Raw genomic sequence first — 2,268 nt, forward strand, 5'->3', positions numbered from 1 at the left:
CGCTATTAGCCACTATCATATTAACAATGATGTTAATATTAACGATAGCCTGGGGATTGAACCATCCGTTGTTTTTGGGTTAAACGGCACGGGTCCGGATATGAGTGTGCAGTGGATCGGTGGTGATCCGCCAATGCCAGACGAAAACAATAAGAAACAAAGTTGGCCTGATTATTTCCACTCACCGGATCCAAAGTATGAAAAAGGCGCCAGACCATTTGCTGATAAACCAAACTTTGCCTACCTTATGCTCAAGACCTCGGAGAAAAATGGTGTAGCATCAGATACGGACAGGGCGCGGGCTTTGGGATGGGGCGGCCATATTGCAGCCGATTGGGTGGCGCATAATGACAACCTGTTTCCGATCTGTCCTGACGGATCAATGGGCTCAATCAAGCATTTTGCCGCAGAGTGCCTGTGCGACCTGTACTCATTCTTAACCAAAGGCCCAACCTCGCCCTCTAATGAAATATCAATTGCTTTCAATGATAAACAAATATATAAGGCTTTATACAACTACAGACTGATAAGTATATATGAGGGTTGCATTAGAAATAATGAGACGGTTTATCCCGATAGGATCAAAAAGCAAGCTCTTGAAACAACCCTCCCGCGATCATACATCCGTGAAAGGATTAAAAGGTGGGTGGCAAAGCTGGTTGTTATCCAGTTTGCTTATGCAAGTGGGCCTGAGGCGTGGAACCTCTCTAAGCGGGCACAGTTTATAGATTCAATGGAGCAGCGGGGGATTGAGAGCAATCTGGCTTTATCGGAGATGTCCGTTAACGCCTGGGTACATAATCCCAAGCCAAGAGGGTGCGTGCCTGATTTTAGCGGACAGGTGGTATCGTTTTATAAAGACAAGTTAATGGACATTCCGAGCAGCGCCTCACTTAGCCAGCTAGGCCAGGTTAAATCTAGTTCTGCTCTGACAAATGTGCGTCCACTGATTTATCGCAGTGCAGAAGTAAGCGTTCCTTCCATCGAAGAGAAAGATGCGAACCTTTGGCAATCGATCGTTGACAGCTCATGCCAACATGGCGATATAGCTGTGGAAGAAACGGAAACTGTTGAAGGGGCTTATCAAGTCAATGTGATAGTAAAGGATGAAGAGGGCCTTAAAAATACCATAAATGGTGTTATTGAAGGCTCCGCTAAACAGACCGGAGATAGCGCGGATGCTGCAGTTTTTTGGGATAGGTTGCTCGTCGACGGCGAATCGAATCCCGATATGCTAACAGATCTCTTTCCGCCGGAATTAACACTAATAACTCCCGCCGACGGGGCTTTTATCAATACTGCGGTTCCTGAGATAAGGCTCAGTGCTCAGGATGGTGCCGACGGTGCCGGAATCGATCCGATAGGTGCCTTGTTTAACCTAGATGGTGCTTCTGTTAAACCTTACTTCTTAAACGGTTTAATTTCTTACAAGCCTCAATCTAAATTGAAAGAGGGTGTTCACCGAGCATTGGTTAGCATAATCGATAGAGCGGGGAATACCAATCAGCTTGCGTGGTATTTTACAGTGGATACCGTGCCACCGAAGGTCTGTTATAGGGTAAAGTGTAACGTCATCAACAGCAAGAAGCCAGGGATTGTAATCTCGATTATACCGAATGAACCCGTCAAGTACCGGCTAACCGTTTTTCCGGATATCGGCGGTAGAGCGGATGTAAACACGGTTGTTTTCCAAAAAGAACTCGAACAGCAGAAGAATCTAACTTGGGACGGCGTGGACAACAATGGCTCTAAAATTGCTGATGGTTCGTACATATTACGTGTTCAAGCCATAGATCGGGCAGGTAATACAAGAACGTTTAACCGCTCGGTAAAAATTGATAGAAGTAATTAGCGCAAACCACTTGACAGCATGCCAGGCTTCCGCTAACGTGTAAACATAGAAGCACAAAAGCATATCAGCATATATAATGGAGGGGCGCCATTATGATTCGCAGAACAATTGTTTTACCTATCGTTATCTTATTATGCTTTGTTTTACTTACCGCTACTGCTTGGGCTACGGATAAATTCACCTGGCCCGTTGGCGGAGAAGTTATTAAGCGATTTGGCTTAGATGAGCACAGGGGTATCGATATAGCCGGAAATACCGGCGACTCCATCGTAGCCGCCCAGGATGGCGTGGTCTACTGGATCGGAAAAACCCCAAGAGGTGAGCCATGTGTCTCCATCGATCATCCGGGTGGTATCACGACGACATACCTACCCGTAACAGTTTTGGTATCCAAGGGCCAATCCGTGAAGGCCGGC

At 46.4% G+C, this 2,268-nt stretch carries 2 protein-coding genes; both read left to right on the forward strand.

Annotated elements, in window-relative coordinates; genetic code table 11:
• Positions 1 to 1,852: Ig-like domain-containing protein (locus COY37_RS01260; RefSeq protein WP_286975636.1), on the forward strand; the 1,852-nt coding region annotated here is incomplete at its 5' end.
• A gap of 92 nt (positions 1,853 to 1,944) precedes the next feature.
• The coding region (locus COY37_RS01265) for a M23 family metallopeptidase (RefSeq protein WP_286975639.1) at positions 1,945 to 2,268 on the forward strand (324 nt) is incomplete at its 3' end.

The organism is Candidatus Aquicultor secundus, from assembly GCF_002791875.1.
GTDB classification, from domain to species: domain Bacteria; phylum Actinomycetota; class Aquicultoria; order Aquicultorales; family Aquicultoraceae; genus Aquicultor_A; species Aquicultor_A secundus.